This window comes from Mesorhizobium sp. M7D.F.Ca.US.004.01.2.1 (assembly GCF_003997785.1).
GTDB classification, from domain to species: Bacteria; Pseudomonadota; Alphaproteobacteria; order Rhizobiales; family Rhizobiaceae; genus Mesorhizobium; species Mesorhizobium loti.
In genome coordinates this window covers 1-18331 of the sequence record NZ_RZRQ01000036.1, presented here as the reverse complement: position 1 = coordinate 18331, position 18331 = coordinate 1, and the positions used below count along the sequence as shown (strand labels likewise).

The window sequence follows — 18331 nt, the reverse complement described above, 5'->3', positions numbered from 1 at the left end:
CTTGTCAGCCTGTCTGGAAAGACACACACCCGGCTTTTTGAGGGTGGCACCTTGCCATTTCCCAAATGAGACCCCATCATCTCCGTGTGTTCAACAAATCGAAAGGAGGTGATCCGATGTCGAGTGATTTCGTTTTCCAGAACGTGGCCTCAGCGGATTGCACTTTCGGGAAGCAGTCTTCCCGTTAAGGCGCGAGATGCGCGGCGGGTGACCTCTTGAGGTCGCCGCCATAGGGCCGCGCCACGGACGGAAACACGGAAGGCCGCCGGCTTCGCAAGAAGCGGCGGCCTTTTCCTTTTTGCGGATTACTGGGTCAGGACGACCTTTTCGGTGTTGCGGATGATTTCCTGAAAGGCGTCGTTCAATTCTACTCCGGTGGATACCTCGAAGTAATGCCTGTTGGTGGACACGTCCTTCGACGAACAGTCCTTCAGCACCGCCTTTGCCTGGTCCCGCTCGGTCGCCGACATGTCCTTGTCGTTCAGATCGAAGCCGATGGTGAAAATCTCGATGCCGTCATTCTTCATGTTGCCGCACAGCGTTTCGGCGTTGCCGCGCGCAAGGTTGCCCTGGCTGTTGTAGCTGCCCCCCGCACCGGCGAAGGCAGTATTGAACTGGCCATCGGTCATCAGGATCGCAACCTTGGCGATCTTCTTCGCATTGGCATCCGAGGCGCCTTTGCCGAGACCGGCATTCTCGATCGCGGCGCGCCATTGCGGCGACAGCATATAATAGGTCCACTGAATGGCGATCGCGCCGGCCGTATAACCATCGGCCTGGAAGTCGTCGATCGAATCAAGCAATGCATCGGAATCCGCGGTCAGCGGGATCACTTCCGCATCAGGGCACCTGTTCATTCCCCCACCACTGAGATGATCATCCCGGTTGACCAGGGCATAATATTTCTTGCCGGTCCTGTCCGTGCGAACCGTATCTGGGCCGTCGGCGCTCAAATCCGCATCGCCGTTTTTGTCCTTGCGCTCCGTCGTGCAATTATCGGGGTGTGGCATCGCCGCGCCAACAATGGAGATGTAGTCGCTGAAGGACGGCAGCAAATCTTTGCCCGTCTTGGCGACGAGAAGCGAACTGCCGGCAACCGGTGGCAGCTCAGAGCTCCCTTGGTTCTCGGCATAGACGTTTTCCGCCAGCTTGCCGGCGTTCACGCCAGATGCGTAGGGCACAATTGCGACGCGGATGCGGGGGTTCTTCGGATCCTGGTTCTGGAGCATCGTCTGAACGGCGTTTCTTGCAGCTGCTTTCAGATCGCCTATCTTGTCGACCTTGCCCCGCTTCGCCATCGATCCTGTTATGTCTAGCATCATCGCCACTTCGACGGCCTTGTCCGAATAGAGCGCCGTTGTGGAAGCGGTGACGCGTTTCATGTCACCCGTGCCAAAAATCGGGAAATACAGCGCGACATCGACATGGGCGTCGGCTTGGACCGTCTTGGCGGTACTGTTGACCGTCAGTCTGTCGAGCACGATCTGGTCGACCTGCAGGATGCCCGCCGTGCTGTTGGCATCGAGAAAGGCCTGAACCGATCTGTTGGCATCGGCCTCCTTGATGGCGCCGGTCGTCAGGTCGCGTGCGGTCGATGTCACGGCGGCATCGACCACGCCCTGCAGGCTCGATCTGGCATTGTACAGCTGAGAGACGTTGACGGAAAAGCCAACGCCCAGCGCCAAGACCGAGGCAGCAAGGCCGAACAGGACTGCGAAATTTCCACCGCGATCCCTGGCGAACCCACCGACCGCGTGAACAAGACCCCCGTAATTCCGCATCCTACAGCCTCCGCTCGCCTCGGCCTCGTCGCCGTGGAAAGGCCAATGCAGGAATCCGGCCGGATTGCGCGGTCGCTTCCGCGCAGCCCGGGATCAGGCAATCAAGCTGTTGTTTTTGCTCGGGTTGCGAAGGATGTAAGGTAAACAATAGGTAAACGGAAATTCAAGAAAGCGACTTCGTTTACGAAGCGCTTACCATGATCGACGGCATGTCGATCCGGGTCCCGATCCGGCACAGAGGCTCGAAGGATGCAGTGTCTCGAAGCGGATCAGAATCCGGCTGCGAAAAGCTCTAGGCCAGCATCTGCGCGCTGACGGTCCTGTCGATGCCGTGATAGGGCGGGTTGAACAAATTGCCTTCCTGTTCGTAGGTCCACACCTTGAACAGGCTGAGCCGGTGCGGGCCGAAGCTGTGCAGCAGCGGCACGTCGGTGGCGTCACGGCCGCGCGCGATGACGACGCGGCCGGTCCTCGGCGTGTTGTGGCGGGCATCGAACGTGTACCATTTGCCGTCGAGGAACACTTCCAGCCAAGCCGAGAAATCCATCGGCGCCGGATCGACCGGCACGCCGATATCACCGAGATAGCCGTTCACATAGCGCGCGGGAATGTTCATGCAGCGGCACAGCGTGATCGCCAGATGGGCAAAGTCGCGACAGACGCCGACCCGCTCCTCATGCGCCTGCGCTGCGGTGCGGGTCGACCGTGCATAGCCATAGCCGAACGACAGCCGGTTGTGGACATAGTCGACGATCGCCTGCACGCGCGCCCAGCCGGGCGGAAGATGGCCGAAGAGCTGCCAGGCCAGGCCGCTCAGATGATCCGTCTCGCAATAGCGGCTGCCCAGGAGATAGAAAAGCACCTCGTCGGGCAGGTCCGCCACCGGCACTTCACTGGCCAGCGTGTTGACCTCGTCCGTTTCGCCGCTGTCCTCGACGACCGCGTCATACAGGATACGAAAACCACCGGCGGGCGCCGTGAAGCGGCGGCAGGCATTGCCATGCAGATCGTGGTAGAGCTTGGTTGGCACCGAAGGCGAGGTCAGCACGCGCGTCTGCCGCTTGATGTCGGCCTGGCGGTCCTTGTGGACTTCGAGCAACGAAATCACGGGGGTGGCCTCGGTGCATTCAATGGCGATTTCGTAGCCGAGCCGGATCAGCATCGCAGTCCCCCTTCGGTCGTCGTGGAAAACAGTTTTGCTCAAACGCGAAGAGACTGGCCATGGTTCCCTGGGCCGATCGAAAAGCCCGGCCCGTGTCTTCCCCTGCCGTGGCCGAGACGTTAGGTTCAGGAACGCCACAAGCGCTCCCCCGGACTCAAGGAAAATCATGTATTCAGGCAGAAAATTCGCGGCCTTCCTCTTCGATATGGACGGCACGCTCATCAATTCCATCGCCTCAGCGGAACGGGTGTGGAGCGATTGGGCACGCCGCCAGGGCCTCGACGTCGCCGCCTTCCTGCCGACGATCCACGGCGTACGGGCGATCGAGACCATCACCGGCCTGGCACTTCCAGGCGTCGACCCGGCGCACGAGGCCGACCTGCTGCTGAAGGCCGAGGCGGCCGATCTGGATGGCATTCTCCAGATCGCCGGCGCAGCCGCGTTTCTCAATTCGCTGCCCCCCGAGCGCTGGGCGATCGTCACCTCCGCGCCGCGCGAACTGGCGCTGTTGCGCATGCAGGCTGCCGGCATCCCTGTCCCGGCCGTCATCGTCGCGGCGGAAGATGTCTCCCGCGGCAAGCCGGCGCCCGATTGCTTCCGGCTTGGCGCGGAACGGCTCGGCTTCGATGCGCGCGACTGCCTCGTGTTCGAGGATGCTCCAGCTGGCATCACGGCAGCCGAGGCGGCGGGCGCGGCGGTCATGATCATCAACGCCACGCACAAGCATGCGCTGCAAAGCCAGCACGCCGCGATAGGAGGTTACGAGGGGATCGGCATCACCCTCGACGAAAACGGCTGGATCGCGCTCGAGCCGCAGCGCAGCGCCGCCTAGCCAAGTGTGTATTGAGATTCAGGTCAAGCCGAGTCGGAGTCGAAGACGGGCGCGTAGCGACCAAACAAGACGGTTTCCGAGAACCGGAGCGGAGCGCACTTGAAGGACGTGAGCACCGGAAGCGCAGGAAACCAACGCTTGCAGGCCAGCATCACGTGAATATCACCATACCTTAGAAGTCGCTGGTCAGGCCCTTCACCTCCCAGTCGCCATAGCGGCCGGGCTCCTTGCCGCCACGGCCGCCGATCTCCTTCGGCGCGGCTGCTTCCTTCTCCAGATATTTCACGCGTCTTGCCTCGGCTTCCGCGAGCGCCCGTCTGGCTTGCGGCGTCAGCGCCTTTGGCTCGACGTCATGGCCAAGGTCGGCATCGATTTTACTGGTTTCGTCGTTCATGTGATATTTCCGGCGGATTGAAACAGGACCAGGCGTTTCCCATCATATAGCGATGAACTCACACGGATCGACCCCCTTTCACCACCAGTTGGACAGGAGCAGACGATGAACACGCTTCGCACCGCCATGCTTCTTGCCGCGATGACCGCGCTGTTCATGGGCGTCGGCTTTTTGATCGGCGGAACCGGCGGCATGATGATCGCGCTGCTTATCGCTGCCGGCACCAACCTGTTCAGCTACTGGAACGCCGACAAGATGGTGCTGTCGATGAACCGTGCCGTCGAGGTCGACGAAGGGAACGCGCCCGAATATTACGCCATAGTCAAGGCAATGGCCAAACAGGCCGGCCTGCCGATGCCGAAGACCTATCTGATCGACAACCCGCAGCCGAACGCCTTCGCCACCGGCCGCAACCCGCAGAACGCGGCAGTGGCTGCCTCTACCGGCCTGTTGCAGGCACTGACGCCTGAAGAGGTCGCCGCTGTCATGGCGCACGAACTCGCCCATGTGCAGCATCGCGACACGCTGACCATGACGATCGTCGCCACCTTTGCCGGCGCTATCTCGATGCTCGGCAATTTCGCCTTCTTCTTCGGCGGCAATCGTGAAAACAATCCGTTCGGCATTGTCGGCGTGCTGGTCGCGATGATTGTGGCGCCCTTTGCCGCCATGGTCGTGCAGATGGCGGTCAGCCGCACCCGCGAATATGAGGCCGACCGGCGCGGCGCCGAAATCTGTGGACACCCGCTCTGGCTGGTTTCCGCCCTTGACAAGATCGCCCGCGGCGCCGAACGCATCCGCAACCCCGATGCCGAGCGCAATCCGGCAACCGCGCATCTCTTCATCATCAATCCTCTTTCCGGCGAGCGCATGGACAGTCTGTTTTCCACCCACCCGAGCACCAACAACCGCATCGCTGCCCTGCAGGCGATGGCACAGCAGATGGGAGGGAGCGAAACTCAAGCTCAGCGCCAGACCCCGGCACCACCACGGCAGGCGGACGAACAGCGGCCGTCAGGCCCGTGGGATCAGGCAGCACGGCCCAAGCAGCCGGCGGAGCCCGCCAAGCCGAAATCCAACCCGTGGGGCCGCAACCCGACCGGACCCAAGGGCCGGTGGTCGTGAGCGTGGTGGACAGAGGATCTCGACGCACGGTTTCAGGCGATCAGGAACACAGAGACGGCGGCGACTTCGTTGCCGGCCTTGCCGCCCGCAAGGCAGCGGCGCGGCTGCTTGCCGCCGTCATCGACGCCAGAACGCCGCTCGACGGCCTGACCGATCACGAAAACGGCCACCCGCAATACAAGGCGCTCGACCTTCGCGATCGCGGCCTTGTCCGCGCCATTCTGGTTACAGCGCTGCGCTATCGCATGACCATATCAGGCCTGCTGGCGCGGCGCCTGGAGAAGCCGCTGCCGCCCAACGCCACCGCTTTGTCGCACATATTGCATGTGGCGGCGACACAGATCCTGTTCCTCGACATTCCCGACAGCGCCGCAGTCGACCTGGCCGTGACCCACGCCAAGTCCGATCCGCGCACGGTGCGTTTCTCCGGCCTGGTCAATGGCGTACTGCGCACCTTGGCGCGCGCCAAGGAAACGGAACTGCCTGCCGCCCTTGCCGCCACCGACGAAGCGCCAAAATGGTTTTCCGACCGGCTGAAGGCCACCTATGGCACCGAGAAGGCAAGGCAGATCCTGGAAGCCCACCGCGTCGAGGCGCCGGTCGATTTCTCGGTCAAGGTCGATCCCGAGCTTTGGGCCGAAAAGCTCGGCGGCATCGTCCTGCCGACTGGCACGGTCCGGGTGGAGAATCTCGTTGGGCCGGTCACCGAACTGCCAGGCTTTGCCGACGGCGCCTGGTGGGTCCAGGACGCCGCGGCCAGTCTGCCTGCACGGCTGTTCGGCGATGTCAGGGGCTTGCGCGTTGCCGATCTCTGCGCCGCCCCCGGCGGCAAGACCGCGCAGCTCATTCTCGCCGGCGCCAAGGTCACCGCTGTCGACACCTCGAAGAACCGGCTGGTGCGGCTGACGCAGAATCTCGACCGCCTCGGCCTGTCCGCCGAGATCGTCCAGGCCGACCTGCTCAAATACGAGCCGAAGGAATTGTTCGACGCCGTTCTCCTCGATGCGCCCTGCTCGTCGACCGGCACGGTGCGCCGGCATCCCGACGTGCCATGGACCAAGACGGCGGCCGATGTCGAAAAACTCGCCGACCTGCAACGCAGGCTGCTCGCCCGCGCTGTCACGCTGGTGAAACCCGGCGGCAGGATCGTCTTCTCCAACTGTTCGCTCGATCCGCTCGAAGGCGAGGATCTCTATCGCGCCTTCTTGGCCGCCGCCGCTGAAATAGCCAACGATCCGGCACAGCAAGGCGAGATCGCCGGCATCGATCCGTTCCTGACGCCGCAAGGCACGCTGCGCACCACACCCGCCGACCTTGACCTCGGCGCGCCGGAGCGCTCGGGCCTCGATGGCTTCTTCGCCGCTCGCATGCGTCGAGCCGGCTAAATGCATGTCGCCCAAAAGTGCGCAGCGGCTTCGGGACGACGACATGCATAACAGAAGACCAAAGCGCGCTGCGTCAGACCGATCGGGCGCGACGCGCTTTCATTTAACTGCCCGGATTTACTGACTTTTTCAAGGAGAGTCGGGGGCAAAACCGGGTGAACCGGCGCCGTCCATGGAATTCGCCTTCGCACGAGTCGTGCAATCATGTAAACTCGGCGCCGGGGTAGTGGACGATCAGGAGGGGTTTTGGCACTTGCTGCCAGCAGCACGACGCGTCTGTGGACGCTTGTCGCGAAGGAGTTCTGGCGCAAAACGCGCCGGCGCCTGCGTGCCGGGCCGGTCTATCGCTGGCGCTATTCCGGCCGCACGCCGGAACGTGTGCTGATCGCACCGCCGGACCTGCGCCTCGCCGACCCGCAGATCGCGCTTGAGATCTACTACGGCCGCTATCCCCTGTCGGGGCATCTGGTCGAGACCGGCGGCAAGTCGCCGTTCCAGATCAACGTGCCCAATCACGGCTGGCAGAAGACGCTGCACGGCTTTCGCTGGCTACGCCATATGCGCGCCGCCGGCACCGAGCTTGCCGCCGCCAATGCCCGCGCCCTGGTCTCCGACTGGATCGCCATGCATGGCAGCCATATTTCCGGCGTCGCCTGGGAGCCCGGCACCACGGCCAAGCGCATCATCGCCTGGCTGCAGCACTCCTCCGTCGTGCTACAGGGCGCCGAGTTCCCCTTCTACCGCGCCTTCCTGAAGTCGGTTGCCGTTCAGATCCGCTACCTCCGGTCGATGGCGCGTGAAATGCCCGACGGCAAGGACAAGCTGCGTGCCCGCATCGCGCTTGCCTTTGCCGCTCTGTCCCTGCCAGCGCCGGCATCGGCGCTGCGCGGCGCAACCCGCAACCTGGCCGAGGAACTCGACCGCCAGATCCTCGCCGACGGCGGGCACATTTCGCGCAATCCGATGGTCGTCCTGGAAATCCTCGCCGACCTTCTGCCGCTGCGCCAGACCTATGCCAACCAGGCGGAAACGCCGCCGCAGGCGCTGATCGGCGCCATCGACCGCATGCTGCCGGCGCTGCGCTTCTTCCGCCATCAGGACGGCAGCCTCGCCCGATTCAACGGCATGGGCGCCACCATCCACGACCGCATCGCCACCATCCTGCGCCACGACGATACCGCCGGCGCGCCACTGCTGCATGCGCCGCATTCCGGCTATGAGCGCCTGTCGATGGGCGGCACCACGGTCATTGCCGACACTGGCCTGCCGCCGCCGGTCGACGTGTCCAACGCAGCACACGCCAGCTGCCTCGCCTTCGAACTGTCGTCCGGCCGACAGCACTACATCGTCAATGCCGGCATCGACACCTATGGCGCGGCTGAATTCCGACCGCTGGCGCGCGCCACCGCGGCGCACTCGACCGCCACCATCAACGACACCTCGTCGGCACGCTTCAGCCATTCGCTGCGCGTCAACGACCTGCTCGGTTCGCCGCTGATCGGCGGCCCGCAGCATGTGCAGTGCAAGCGCACCGACCAGAAGGGCGTTCAGGGGTTCATCGCCCGCCATGACGGCTATGTCCCGCGATTCGGCTTCCTGCATGAGCGCGAGCTGAAACTGTCGTCGAACGGCAATGTACTGGCCGGCAGGGACCGTTTCCAGCGGCCCGGCAATGCGGCGATCCGCAACAATGGCCGCGACTTCGTCACCATCCGTTTCCACGTCCACCCCGACATCAACCTTTTACAGGACGAGCATGATCGCCTGGTGCTGGCCGCCGATCAGGCCGACACCTGGGTGTTCACAGCAGCCGAAGTGGTGCCGGAGGTCGAGGAATCGATTTATTTCGCCGGCCTTGGCGGCCCGCGCCGCAGCCGCCAGATCGTGCTTGCCTTCAAGGCCTCGGAAGTCGCCGAAGTCCACTGGCAGCTGACGCGCACTAGCATCGCCGGTTACCCGGAAAACAACTGAGCTTACCTGACCGCCGGTTTGATTTCCGGGCGGCATGTGCTACGGGCGCGGGCATCCACCACACCAGAGCGGAATGCGTTCAAGTCGAAACGCGAATTCCTCTCCGGCTTTTTGTTTTGTCGTATGATGTTTATCCGAAAAGTCCGCAACTTTTCGGCATCATGCTTAGCCGTGAAAGGCCGCCAGCCCATGGCCGTCGCCGCCAAGAACATTCCCGCACCTGATCTCGTCCCCGTGCGTCGCGCCCTGCTGTCCGTCTTCGACAAGACCGGCCTCATTGATTTCGCCAAAGCGCTGGCAGCAGCCGGTGTCGAGCTGGTCTCGACCGGCGGCACGGCAAAGGCGATCACCGAGGCGGGCCTGGCGGTGCGCGATGTCTCCGAGCTCACCGGTTTCCCCGAGATCATGGATGGTCGCGTCAAGACCTTGCATCCCAGCGTGCATGGCGCGCTGCTTGGCGTGCGCGACGATCCGGAGCATTCCGCGGCAATGCGCAAATACGGCATCGAGCCGATCGATCTCGTCGTCTCCAATCTCTATCCGTTCGAGGAGGTTCGCCGCTCCGGCGCCGACTACGCATCGATCGTCGAGAACATCGACATTGGCGGGCCAGCGATGATCCGCGCTTCGGCCAAGAACCACGCCTATGTCGCCATCGTCACCGATCCCGGCGACTACGCCTCGGTGCTGAATGCGCTGGCGATGAACATCGGCTCGCTGTCGCTGGATTTCCGCAAGAAGCTGGCGGCCAAGGCCTTTGCCCGCACCGCTACCTATGACGCGGCGATCTCCGGCTGGTTCGCCGAGGCGCTCGAGATCGAACATCCGACATGGCGCGCCTTTGGCGGCAGGCTGGTCGAAGTGATGCGCTACGGCGAGAACCCGCATCAGAGCGCCGGCTTCTACGTCAATGGCGACAAGCGGCCGGGCGTCGCCACGGCGCGCCAGCTGCAGGGCAAGCAGCTGTCCTACAACAACATCAACGACACCGACGCTGCCTTCGAACTGGTCGGTGAATTCGATCCGGCGCGCTCCGCCGCCGTCGCCATCATCAAGCACGCCAACCCTTGCGGCGTTGCTGAAGACACCTCGCTGAAGGCAGCCTACGCCAAGGCGCTCGCCTGCGATCCGGTCTCGGCCTTCGGCGGTATCATCGCTGTGAATCGCGTCCTCGACGCCGAGGCGGCGGAAGAGATCGTCAAGACCTTCACCGAGGTGATCATCGCGCCCGGCGCGACCGACGAGGCAGCGGCAGTCGTCGCGGCAAAGAAGAACCTGCGCCTGCTGGTCACCGGCGGCCTGCCAGATCCGCGCACGCCTGGCACGACGGTCAAATCCGTCGCCGGCGGTCTGCTCGTCCAGGGCCGGGACAATGCCGTGGTCGATGACCTCGAGCTGAAGGTGGTGACGAAGCGCGCGCCAACGCCGGCCGAAATGGCCGACCTGAGATTCGCCTTCCGCATCGCCAAGCACGTCAAGTCCAACGCCATCGTCTACGTTAAGGACGGCGCAACCGTCGGCATCGGCGCCGGCCAGATGAGCAGGGTCGATTCCTCACGCATCGCCGCCCGCAAGGCGCTCGACGCGGCCGAGGCCGCGGGCCTTGCCGAACCGCTGACCAAGGGTTCAGTCGTCGCCTCCGACGCCTTCTTCCCCTTCGCCGACGGGTTGCTGTCGGCGATCGCCGCCGGCGCCACCGCTGTCATCCAGCCCGGCGGTTCGATGAACGACAAGGACGTCATCGCCACCGCCGACGAGCACGGCATCGCCATGGTGTTTACCGGCGTAAGGCATTTCCGGCATTGAGGCCCCTTACCCTCCTCCCGCGGGGAGGGTCGTTGAACGATTTTTGCGAAGCAAAATTCAAGAGACAGGGTAGGGGCAGCGCCGCCCCCTACCCCGCTCCGCGGATCGACCCTCCCTACAAGGGGGAGGGTAAGCTATTCCGCCGGCCGATCCGCCGGATACGGCGTCTTGATCAGGATCGCCATGCCGACACCGAGAAACAGGATGATCACCGCCATGCCGAGCCGCGTCGAGCCCGTGGCAAAGGAGATCGTTGAAAACAGGAACGGCGCCAGGAAACTGGTTGCCCTGCCGGCCAGCGCATAGATGCCGAAATAGCGGCCGGATTCTGCCGCCGTGACGCTCCGCGCCATATAGGATCGCGACGACGCCTGAACCGGCCCGAAGGCCAGCCCGATCAACAGGCCGTAGAGGATGTATGCCTTCTCGGCCGCCGTGCCGAACAGGCCGCCCGAATCGGCAATGGAAAGCGGCAATGCGCCGAACAGCGTATAGCCGAGCCCGGTCGAGATGATGCCGATGGTCGCGATCGTCAACATTCCCAGCGAGATCAGCACCACCGCCTTGGAGCCTAGGCGGGTATCAAGGTAAGCGGCGATCCAGCAGCCGAAGATGGCTACCACGTTGAGGATGATGCCGAACAAGCCGACCTCGGTGATCGACCAGCCGAACATCGCCGCGGCAAATACGGCGCCTTGCGTAAGCAGCGCGTTGACGCCGTCCTGATAGATCATGCGGGCGACGAGGAAGCGGAAGATACCGCTGCGCTTGCGCACCTCACCCAGTGTTACTTTCAGCTCCGCCAACCCCTCTCGCACCGCCGGGCCGATCGGCAGGCCCTTGAGGGCATCGGGGGTAAAAAAGAACATCGGCAGGATGAACAGGAAATACCAGCCGGCTGACAGCGGCCCGGTGGCCCTGGCGTCCTCGCCGAGCTTCGGGTCGAGCCCGAAGAGCGGGTCGATGCCGATGATCGTCTTGCCGGTTTCGGGGATGCCGGCCATGCATGTAATGACGAAGATCAGCGCAATCATGCCGCCGAGATAGCCGAGACCCCAGGCAACATTGGAAATCCTGCCGATTTCGCTCTTCGGCACCAGGCGCGGCATCATCGAATCGTTGAACACGGTCGAGAATTCCGCCGCGACCGATGCCAGCGAAAACAACGCCACGACCAGAAACAGGTTCGAACCGGGGGTGGCGAACCACAGCAGGCAAAGGCTGGTGATCTTGATGGCGGCAAAGAATGCGATCCACGGCTTGCGCGGCCCGGTCTGATCGGCAATCGAGCCGAGGATCGGCGACAGCACGGCGATGGCCAACCCGGCCGCCGCGATACCATAACCCCAGACGATTTGGCCCGTGACTGGATCGCTTGCCATGCGCGAAACGAAATACGGCCCGAAGATGAAGGTGGTAACGACCGTGAAGAACGGCTGCGCTGCCCAGTCGAAGAACATCCATCCCCAGATGCCGCGTCCAGACGCACGCTGCACTGCTACCTCGGTCATATCCCCTCCGATCGCCTTCGTAACGCTGGCGGTTGGCATCATGTCTGCATGTTTTCCCGTGCGCATGCAAACGACCGCGGTTGATGCTTCTCACCCAACCGAACGGGCAGAGCCAACCTCGTCAAACGAATCACTCACATCCCCGTCAGATCGCTCATCAGCCCCGATGCGACAGACAGCCGCGACACGGTGATGTCGCCGCCCTCGGTCAGCGCCTGCAGCCGCTCGCGGATGCGCGCCACGCGCTCGCCGCCGGCTTCCAGCCAGGCGGCCACCGGATCGGCCGTATTGGCGTGGCCGGTGAGTGCCGCCACCGCGATACCACGCCGTGCGGCGCCGATCGTGTCGGTCGCGCGCGAAAGCGCCAGCTGGTCGTAATAGTCCGACGGCGTGATCGAGCGTGCCGCGTCCTCGACACGCGGGATGCGGAAGGCATCGCTGACGGCGAAGAACGCCTTGGCCGCGGCGACGATGTCGGCGCCGGCGGTGCGCGCCGTCAGCGCGATGTCGGGGATGAGTTCCGCCACCTCGCTCAGCGCCAGCTGTTCGGCCAGCTTTTCCGGCGCGCCGGCCTTGAACAGCCCGTGCCGCTTCTCCTCGATCCGCTCACGCGAGAAGGCCGGCAGCAGCGAAACGAGCCTGGGATCCAGCGCCTTGCGGGCTTCCAGCAGCTCAGTGATGCGCTGGCCAAGGGGTGCCGTGCCGGCATCGTTCTTCAGATACCAGCCGCTGGTCACATAGATCAGCCGGCTGACCATCTGATAGAGATCGAGCTGCACCTGACCGTCGATCTGGTTGTCGAGCGCGTCGATCTCGCGATAGAGCGCTGGCAAGGCAAACCCGTCGCGCACCACCGCGAAGGTACGCACGACGTCGGCGGCGGTGCGCCCCGTGGCTTCCTGCAACCGGTTGACGAAGGATGGGCCGCCGCGATTGACGAGATCGTTGGCGACGACCCGCGTGATGATCTCGCGGCGCAGCCTGTGGCCATGGATCTCGGCGGCGTATTTCTTCGCCATCCGGTCGGGAAAATAGCCCATCAGGTCGCGGTCGAAATGCGCGTCGTCCGGTACGTCGCTGGCGACGATGTCGGAAAACAGCACGATCTTGGCATAGGCGAGCAACACGCCGAGCTCGGCTCTGGTCAGCGGCTCGCCGCGCGCTTCGCGCTCGGCAAGTGCTGCCGGCGACGGCAGCGTCTCCACCGCACGGTCGAGCAGGCCGCGCGCCTCCAGCGCCGTCATGAACCGGCTTTGATGCGCGATGTCGGCGAGGCCGCGCTTGCGGGCGATCGAAAGCGCCAGCGTCTGCTGGTAGTTGTTGGAGAGCACCAGCGAACCGACCTCCTCGGTCATCTCGGCCAGAAGCTTGTTGCGTGCCGGGCGCGTCAACGACCCCTTGAGCATGGCGGACGCCAGCGCGATCTTGATGTTGACCTCGACGTCGGAGCAGTTGACGCCGCCCGAATTGTCGATGGCGTCGGAGTTGCAGCGGCCGCCATTCATGCCGAACTCGATGCGTGCCCGCTGCGTGACGCCGAGATTGGCGCCCTCGCCGATGACCTTGGCGCGCACGTCGAGCGCGGTGATGCGGATGGCATCGTTGGCGCGGTCGCCGACTTCGGCGTTGGTCTCGGTGGATGCCTGCAAATACGTGCCGATACCGCCGAACCAGAGAAGATCGACCGGCGCCTTGAGGATCGCGGTCATGATCTCGACCGGCGTGGCGGTGGTCTTGGCCAAGCCGATCGCCGCCGCAGCTGCCGCCGGCAGGGTGATCGACTTCTGGTTGCGCGAGACGATGATGCCGCCTTCCGACAGTTTCGTCTTGTCATAGTCCTGCCAGCTCGAGCGCGGCAGCGCGAACATGCGCTCGCGCTCGGCCATCGACGCCGCCATGTCGGGATCGGGATCGATGAAGATGTCGCGATGGTCGAAGGCGGCGATCAGCCTGGTCTTCGGCGACAAAAGCATGCCGTTGCCGAACACGTCGCCCGACATGTCGCCGACACCGACGACGGTGAAGGACGAGGTCTGGATGTCGCGGTTGATCTCGCGGAAATGCCGCTTGACCGCTTCCCAGGCGCCCTTGGCGGTGATGCCCATCTTCTTGTGATCGTAACCGGCCGAGCCGCCGCTGGCGAAGGCGTCGTCGAGCCAGAAGCCATGCTTCTCGCTGATCGCGTTGGCGGTGTCGGAGAAGGTCGCCGTGCCCTTGTCGGCGGCAACGACGAAATATGGATCGTCCGGGTCGCGGCGCACGACACCGGCCGGCGGGATGACGCCGTCGAGGCCGATATTGTCGGTGATAGACAGCAGGCTGGAGACGAAGTTCTTGTAGGCCGACGTGCCGGCCTCGAAGATCGCATCGCGGGTGCCGCCTGCCGGCAGGCGCTTGGGGAAGAAGCCGCCCTTGGCGCCGACCGGCACGATGACGGCATTCTTGACCTGCTGCGCCTTGACCAGGCCGAGCACCTCGGTGCGGTAGTCCTGGGCGCGGTCCGACCAGCGCAGGCCGCCGCGCGCCACCGGGCCAAAGCGCAGATGCAGGCCTTCGACCTCGGAGCCGTAGACGAAGATTTCCCGCCACGGCCGCGGCGCCGGCAATCCCTCGACCGCGTGCGAATCGAGCTTGATCGCCAGCGACTGGCCTTTCTCTTTCGTATCGGCAACGAAATGATTGGTGCGCAGCGAGGCTTCGATCAGGTTGAGGTAGCGGCGAATGATGGTGTCGTCGTCGATATTCGGCACATCCTCCAGCGCGTCCTTGATCTTGGCCTTGAGGTGTTTTGCCGCCACCACACCTTCGGTCTCGGCTGTCGGGCCAAGCCGGGAGATGAACAGCGCATGCAGGCCGCGCGCGATGTCGGGATAGCGGTTGAGCACGGCGGCGATGAAGTCCTGGCTCTGCGGGATACCGACCTGCTGCAGATAGCGGCCATAGGCGCGCAGGATGGTGATCTCGCCCGACCACAGCCCGGCGGTCTGGGCAAGGCCGTTATAGCCGTCATTGTCGACGTCGCCGCGCCAGACGGACAGGAATGCGTCCTCGAACAGCGCGCCGCCATCGGCAAGGTCGATCGGCTTGCCGTAGCTGTTTTCCAGCTCCATGTCGTGGATGAAAACCATGCCGGGCTGATCCCTATTGATCATGCCGGACTGGTCGTCGCCGACCGCGAAAGTGCGTTCGCTGATGACGCGGAAGCCGATGTTTTCCAGCACCGGCACCCGACGCGACAGCGCCACCGGACTGCCGTGGTGATAGATCTTCAGTGCCGCCTGGTGCGGCTTCTGCTCGGCATGGCGGTAATAGTCGATGGCGATCGGATTGCCGGCGCTGATCTTGGCGATGCGCCCGGCATCGGCCAGCGCCACCGCCGCGCTGAACGAATCGCGGTAGCTTTCCGGCAGCCGCGCGGCAATGCTCTTCAACGCCTGGTCGGCGCCACTGGCCTCCGCCGCATCGGAAAGGGCGTCCTCCCAGGTGCGTACGATGTCGCGGATCGCCGCCTCGATCGTCGCTTGCTCGACCTTCGGCGTCTTGCCGCCGGAACGGCCGATGATGAAATGCACGCGCGCCAGCCCACCTTCGGGGAAGGCCGGGTAGTAGGCCGACAGCCGGCCTTGGAATACGGTCTTCAGATAGAAGCCGATCTTCTCGCGCACGACGCTGTCGTAACGGTCGCGCGGCACGAAGACGAGGATCGAGACGAAGCGGTCGAACTGGTCGGCGCGCACCAGCGCCCGCACCCGCGGCCGCTCGACCAGGCCGAGAATGGCGGCGGCATGCTTCCTCAGGATCGGCACCGGCACCTGGAACAATTCGTCGCGCGGATAGCTTTCCAGCACATTGATCAGCGCCTTGCCGGAGTGATCGTGCCGGTCGAAGCCGGACTTGGCGATGATGGTTTCGGCCTTGGACCTGAGATACGGGATCTTCATCACCGAGCGCGTGTAGGCGGTCGAGGTGAACAGGCCGACGATACGCAATTCGCCCGCAAGCGTGCCCTTGGCGGTGTAGGTCTTGATACCGATGTAATCGAGATAGATGCGGCGGTGCACGGACGACTTGGCATTGGCCTTGGTGACGATCAACGGCTCCGGCCCATGCAGAAAGGCGCGGATTTCGGGCGTCGTCGTCACCGCTTCGGTGCCGCGCCTCAGCACCAGCACGTCGGGATCGGACAGGATGCCGAGACCGGGCTTGTCGGCGCGCTCCAGCGTGCCGCTTTCCTCGCCGCCGGTGTATTTGAATTCGCGCATGCCGAGGAAGGTGAAATTGTCGTCGCGCAGCCACTCGAGGAAGGCGATCGCCTCGGCAACGCTCTTCTTGTCGAGCGGTACCGCCGAATAGCGGAACTCCGAGATCGCCTGATCGAGGCGGGCCAGCATCGGCTTCCAGTCGTTGACGGCGGCGTGAACCTGGCCGAGCATCTTGCGCAGCCGCTCGGTCAATCCGTTCGCCTGCTCGGCGGTCAGCCGCGGGATGTGGACATGGATGACGCTCAACCGGTCGTGGCTGCCGTCGTCCTTGGCGAAATTGCCGTCGCCGAGGATTTCGTCCACACCGCCTTTGCCGTGGCGCACCACGATGACCGGATGGGTGACCAGGGTCGGTTCGCCTGATGTCTCGGTGATCTCGCCGAGGATGGAATCGAACAGGAACGGCATGTTGTCGTTGACGACCGTGATAATTGTCACCGGGCGGCCGTCTCGCACAACGCCGGAATCGGCATCGACGGCAACGACGCACTCGCCTTTTTTGTGAACGGCAATCGCCTTGCCAGCGAGATCGGCGGCGCGTTCGAGGTCGGCCGCTTCATAGGTGGCGATGTCTTCAGCCGGCGCGCGGGCGAGCAGATAGTCGGCAAGCCTGGCTGGCCTTTCCTCCGCTTTTGTCGCTGCCGTGGCTTTTTTCTTCGGCTTGCTCGCGGATTTCACGCTGGCCATGACGCACTTCCCTCCCGTCAATGCTTTTACGACTATGGTAGCAGATGACCGCTGTTTGGCGACAAAGGTTTGACGGCTTGCAAAGAAATATCGGAATTCGGCGACAAGATGCCGCGCAACGAGGAGAAATGACCCATGACCGGCAAAATCACCGCGCTTGACCTTGGCCAGGCGGAGCTCAGCGAGGCGACAAAAGCCTATTTCGCCAAATGCGAGGAGAAGCTCGGCCTGGTTCCCAACGTGCTGCGCGCCTACGCCTTCGACGACAAGAAGCTGCGTGCCTTCACCGACATGTACAACGATTTGATGCTGGGTGATTCCGGCCTGTCGAAGCTGGAACGCGAGATGATCGCGGTCGCCGTCTCCTCGATCAACCATTGCTATTATTGCCTGACCGCGCATGGCGCGGCGGTGCGTCAGCTGTCCGGCGACCCGGCGCTTGGCGAGATGATGGTGATGAATTTCCGCGCCGCCGATCTTTCGCCGAAGCAGGCGGCGATGCTCGAATTTGCCGCCAAGCTGACGGAGGAGCCGGCGAAGGTCGTCGAGGCTGACCGGGCCACGCTGCGTAAGGCTGGCTTCACCGACCGCGATATCTGGGACATAGCCTCGACCGCGGCCTTCTTCAACATGTCGAACCGGGTGGCCGCGGCGATCGACATGCGGCCGAACGACGAATACCACGCCATGGCGCGGTGAAGTTCGGCGGCTGGGGCCAGGCCGCTGTTATATTAGCAATTTCGCATTCTCGTTGCTTGTTTGCCGGTTTGGTCCGATGATCGGCAGGCGGCGTGACCGCATGCCGGTTCGATGCCGCTCATCAAGGGAGGAGAACATGGCACAGTTTCTCTACGTCTATCACGGCTCGGGCAAGATGCCGACGACCGAGGTGGAACGTAAGGCGATGACGGACGCCTGGACAGGCTGGTTCGCAAAGCTTGGTTCGGCCGTGGTCGACCGCGGCAACCCGGTTGGCATGTCGAAGAGCGTCTTGCCCGGTGGCAAGATCAAGAACAATGGCGGCAGCAACCCGACCGGCGGCTACTCGATCATCGAGGCCAGGGACATCGACGACGCTGCCAGCAAGGCCAGGGACTGTCCGATCCTGGCGGAGCCGAACTGCAACGTCGAGATCGCGCCGATCATCAATATGATGGGTTGACGCTTCGGCTCAGGACCGCGCCGCGATGGCCGCTGCCGCACCGGCCATCGTCGTGGCGCTAACGCGGTTGGCGATCTTCATGGCGCGCCTGCTCTTCAGGAGCTTGCGCGCCTGTGATGCAGCGAGCACCCAGGCGAGATCGATGGCGACCAGCACCACAGCCATGGTCGCCGTCAGCTCGACCCAGCCGACGATGCTGACCGAAGCGAGGTCGATGATGGTCGGCAGCAGCGCCAGGTAGAACATCATGATC

12 protein-coding genes and 1 pseudogene are annotated in these 18331 nt (G+C 63.8%); 7 read left to right on the top strand and 6 right to left on the bottom strand.

Annotation, left to right across the window (positions count from 1 at the left end; genetic code table 11):
- Positions 1 to 305: 305 nt before the first annotated feature.
- Together EN993_RS08470 and EN993_RS08465 are read right to left on the bottom strand one after the other, a co-directional pair.
- The gene (locus EN993_RS08470; RefSeq protein WP_127262921.1) at positions 306 to 1781 is read right to left on the bottom strand and encodes a pilus assembly protein; all 1476 of its coding nucleotides are present in this window, start codon (positions 1779 to 1781) and stop codon (positions 306 to 308) included.
- A gap of 292 nt (positions 1782 to 2073) precedes the next feature.
- On the bottom strand, positions 2074 to 2943 hold the full coding sequence (locus tag EN993_RS08465) for a transglutaminase family protein (protein ID WP_127262920.1): 870 nt from the start codon (positions 2941 to 2943) through the stop codon (positions 2074 to 2076).
- A gap of 166 nt (positions 2944 to 3109) precedes the next feature.
- Between EN993_RS08465 and EN993_RS08460 the strand changes: the two genes are divergently transcribed.
- Positions 3110 to 3775, top strand: a complete 666-nt coding sequence (locus EN993_RS08460; RefSeq protein ID WP_127262919.1) for an HAD-IA family hydrolase — start codon at positions 3110 to 3112, stop codon at positions 3773 to 3775.
- Between the two features lie 172 nt (positions 3776 to 3947).
- On the opposite strand, the gene EN993_RS08455 is transcribed toward EN993_RS08460, so the two are convergent.
- Positions 3948 to 4169 (bottom strand): DUF1674 domain-containing protein, encoded by a 222-nt coding sequence (locus tag EN993_RS08455; protein ID WP_109664342.1) that lies wholly within the window; start codon positions 4167 to 4169, stop codon positions 3948 to 3950.
- A 105-nt stretch (positions 4170 to 4274) separates the two neighbouring features.
- Here EN993_RS08455 and htpX point away from each other — a divergent pair, with 105 nt between their 5' ends.
- The 4 genes from htpX to purH all read left to right on the top strand — a co-directional run bounded on the left by htpX (position 4275) and on the right by purH (position 10456).
- The gene (gene htpX / locus EN993_RS08450) at positions 4275 to 5294 is read left to right on the top strand and encodes a zinc metalloprotease HtpX (protein WP_127262918.1); all 1020 of its coding nucleotides are present in this window, start codon (positions 4275 to 4277) and stop codon (positions 5292 to 5294) included.
- Positions 5291 to 6679 carry an RsmB/NOP family class I SAM-dependent RNA methyltransferase gene (locus EN993_RS08445; RefSeq protein WP_164757580.1) on the top strand — a complete coding sequence of 463 codons (1389 nt, stop codon included), beginning with the start codon at positions 5291 to 5293 and terminating at the stop codon, positions 6677 to 6679. Before htpX ends, EN993_RS08445 begins: the two co-directional genes overlap by 4 nt.
- Before the next feature lie 246 nt (positions 6680 to 6925).
- Positions 6926 to 8650 (top strand): heparinase II/III family protein, encoded by a 1725-nt coding sequence (locus tag EN993_RS08440; RefSeq protein WP_109664328.1) that lies wholly within the window; start codon positions 6926 to 6928, stop codon positions 8648 to 8650.
- A 189-nt stretch (positions 8651 to 8839) separates the two neighbouring features.
- Positions 8840 to 10456, top strand: coding sequence for a bifunctional phosphoribosylaminoimidazolecarboxamide formyltransferase/IMP cyclohydrolase (purH, locus tag EN993_RS08435; RefSeq protein ID WP_127262916.1), 1617 nt, complete (start codon positions 8840 to 8842; stop codon positions 10454 to 10456).
- A gap of 134 nt (positions 10457 to 10590) precedes the next feature.
- Here purH and EN993_RS08430 read toward each other — a convergent pair whose 3' ends face one another.
- Both EN993_RS08430 and EN993_RS08425 read right to left on the bottom strand, forming a co-directional pair.
- Positions 10591 to 11967, bottom strand: coding sequence for an MFS transporter (locus EN993_RS08430; protein ID WP_109664316.1), 1377 nt, complete (start codon positions 11965 to 11967; stop codon positions 10591 to 10593).
- Positions 11968 to 12101: 134 nt separating this feature from the next.
- A complete protein-coding gene (locus tag EN993_RS08425) occupies positions 12102 to 16916 on the bottom strand; it encodes an NAD-glutamate dehydrogenase (RefSeq protein ID WP_127262915.1) in 4815 nt (1604 codons plus the stop codon).
- Between the two features lie 135 nt (positions 16917 to 17051).
- On the opposite strand from EN993_RS08425, the gene EN993_RS08420 reads away from it, so the two are divergent.
- Together EN993_RS08420 and EN993_RS08415 are read left to right on the top strand one after the other, a co-directional pair.
- Positions 17052 to 17615 (top strand): peroxidase-related enzyme, encoded by a 564-nt coding sequence (locus EN993_RS08420; RefSeq protein ID WP_109664308.1) that lies wholly within the window; start codon positions 17052 to 17054, stop codon positions 17613 to 17615.
- 136 nt (positions 17616 to 17751) lie between these two features.
- The gene (locus EN993_RS08415; RefSeq protein WP_127262914.1) at positions 17752 to 18078 is read left to right on the top strand and encodes a YciI family protein; all 327 of its coding nucleotides are present in this window, start codon (positions 17752 to 17754) and stop codon (positions 18076 to 18078) included.
- A gap of 9 nt (positions 18079 to 18087) precedes the next feature.
- On the opposite strand, the pseudogene EN993_RS08410 reads toward EN993_RS08415, so the two are convergent.
- Positions 18088 to 18331, bottom strand: a pseudogene (locus tag EN993_RS08410) (LysE family translocator); the annotation flags it as partial.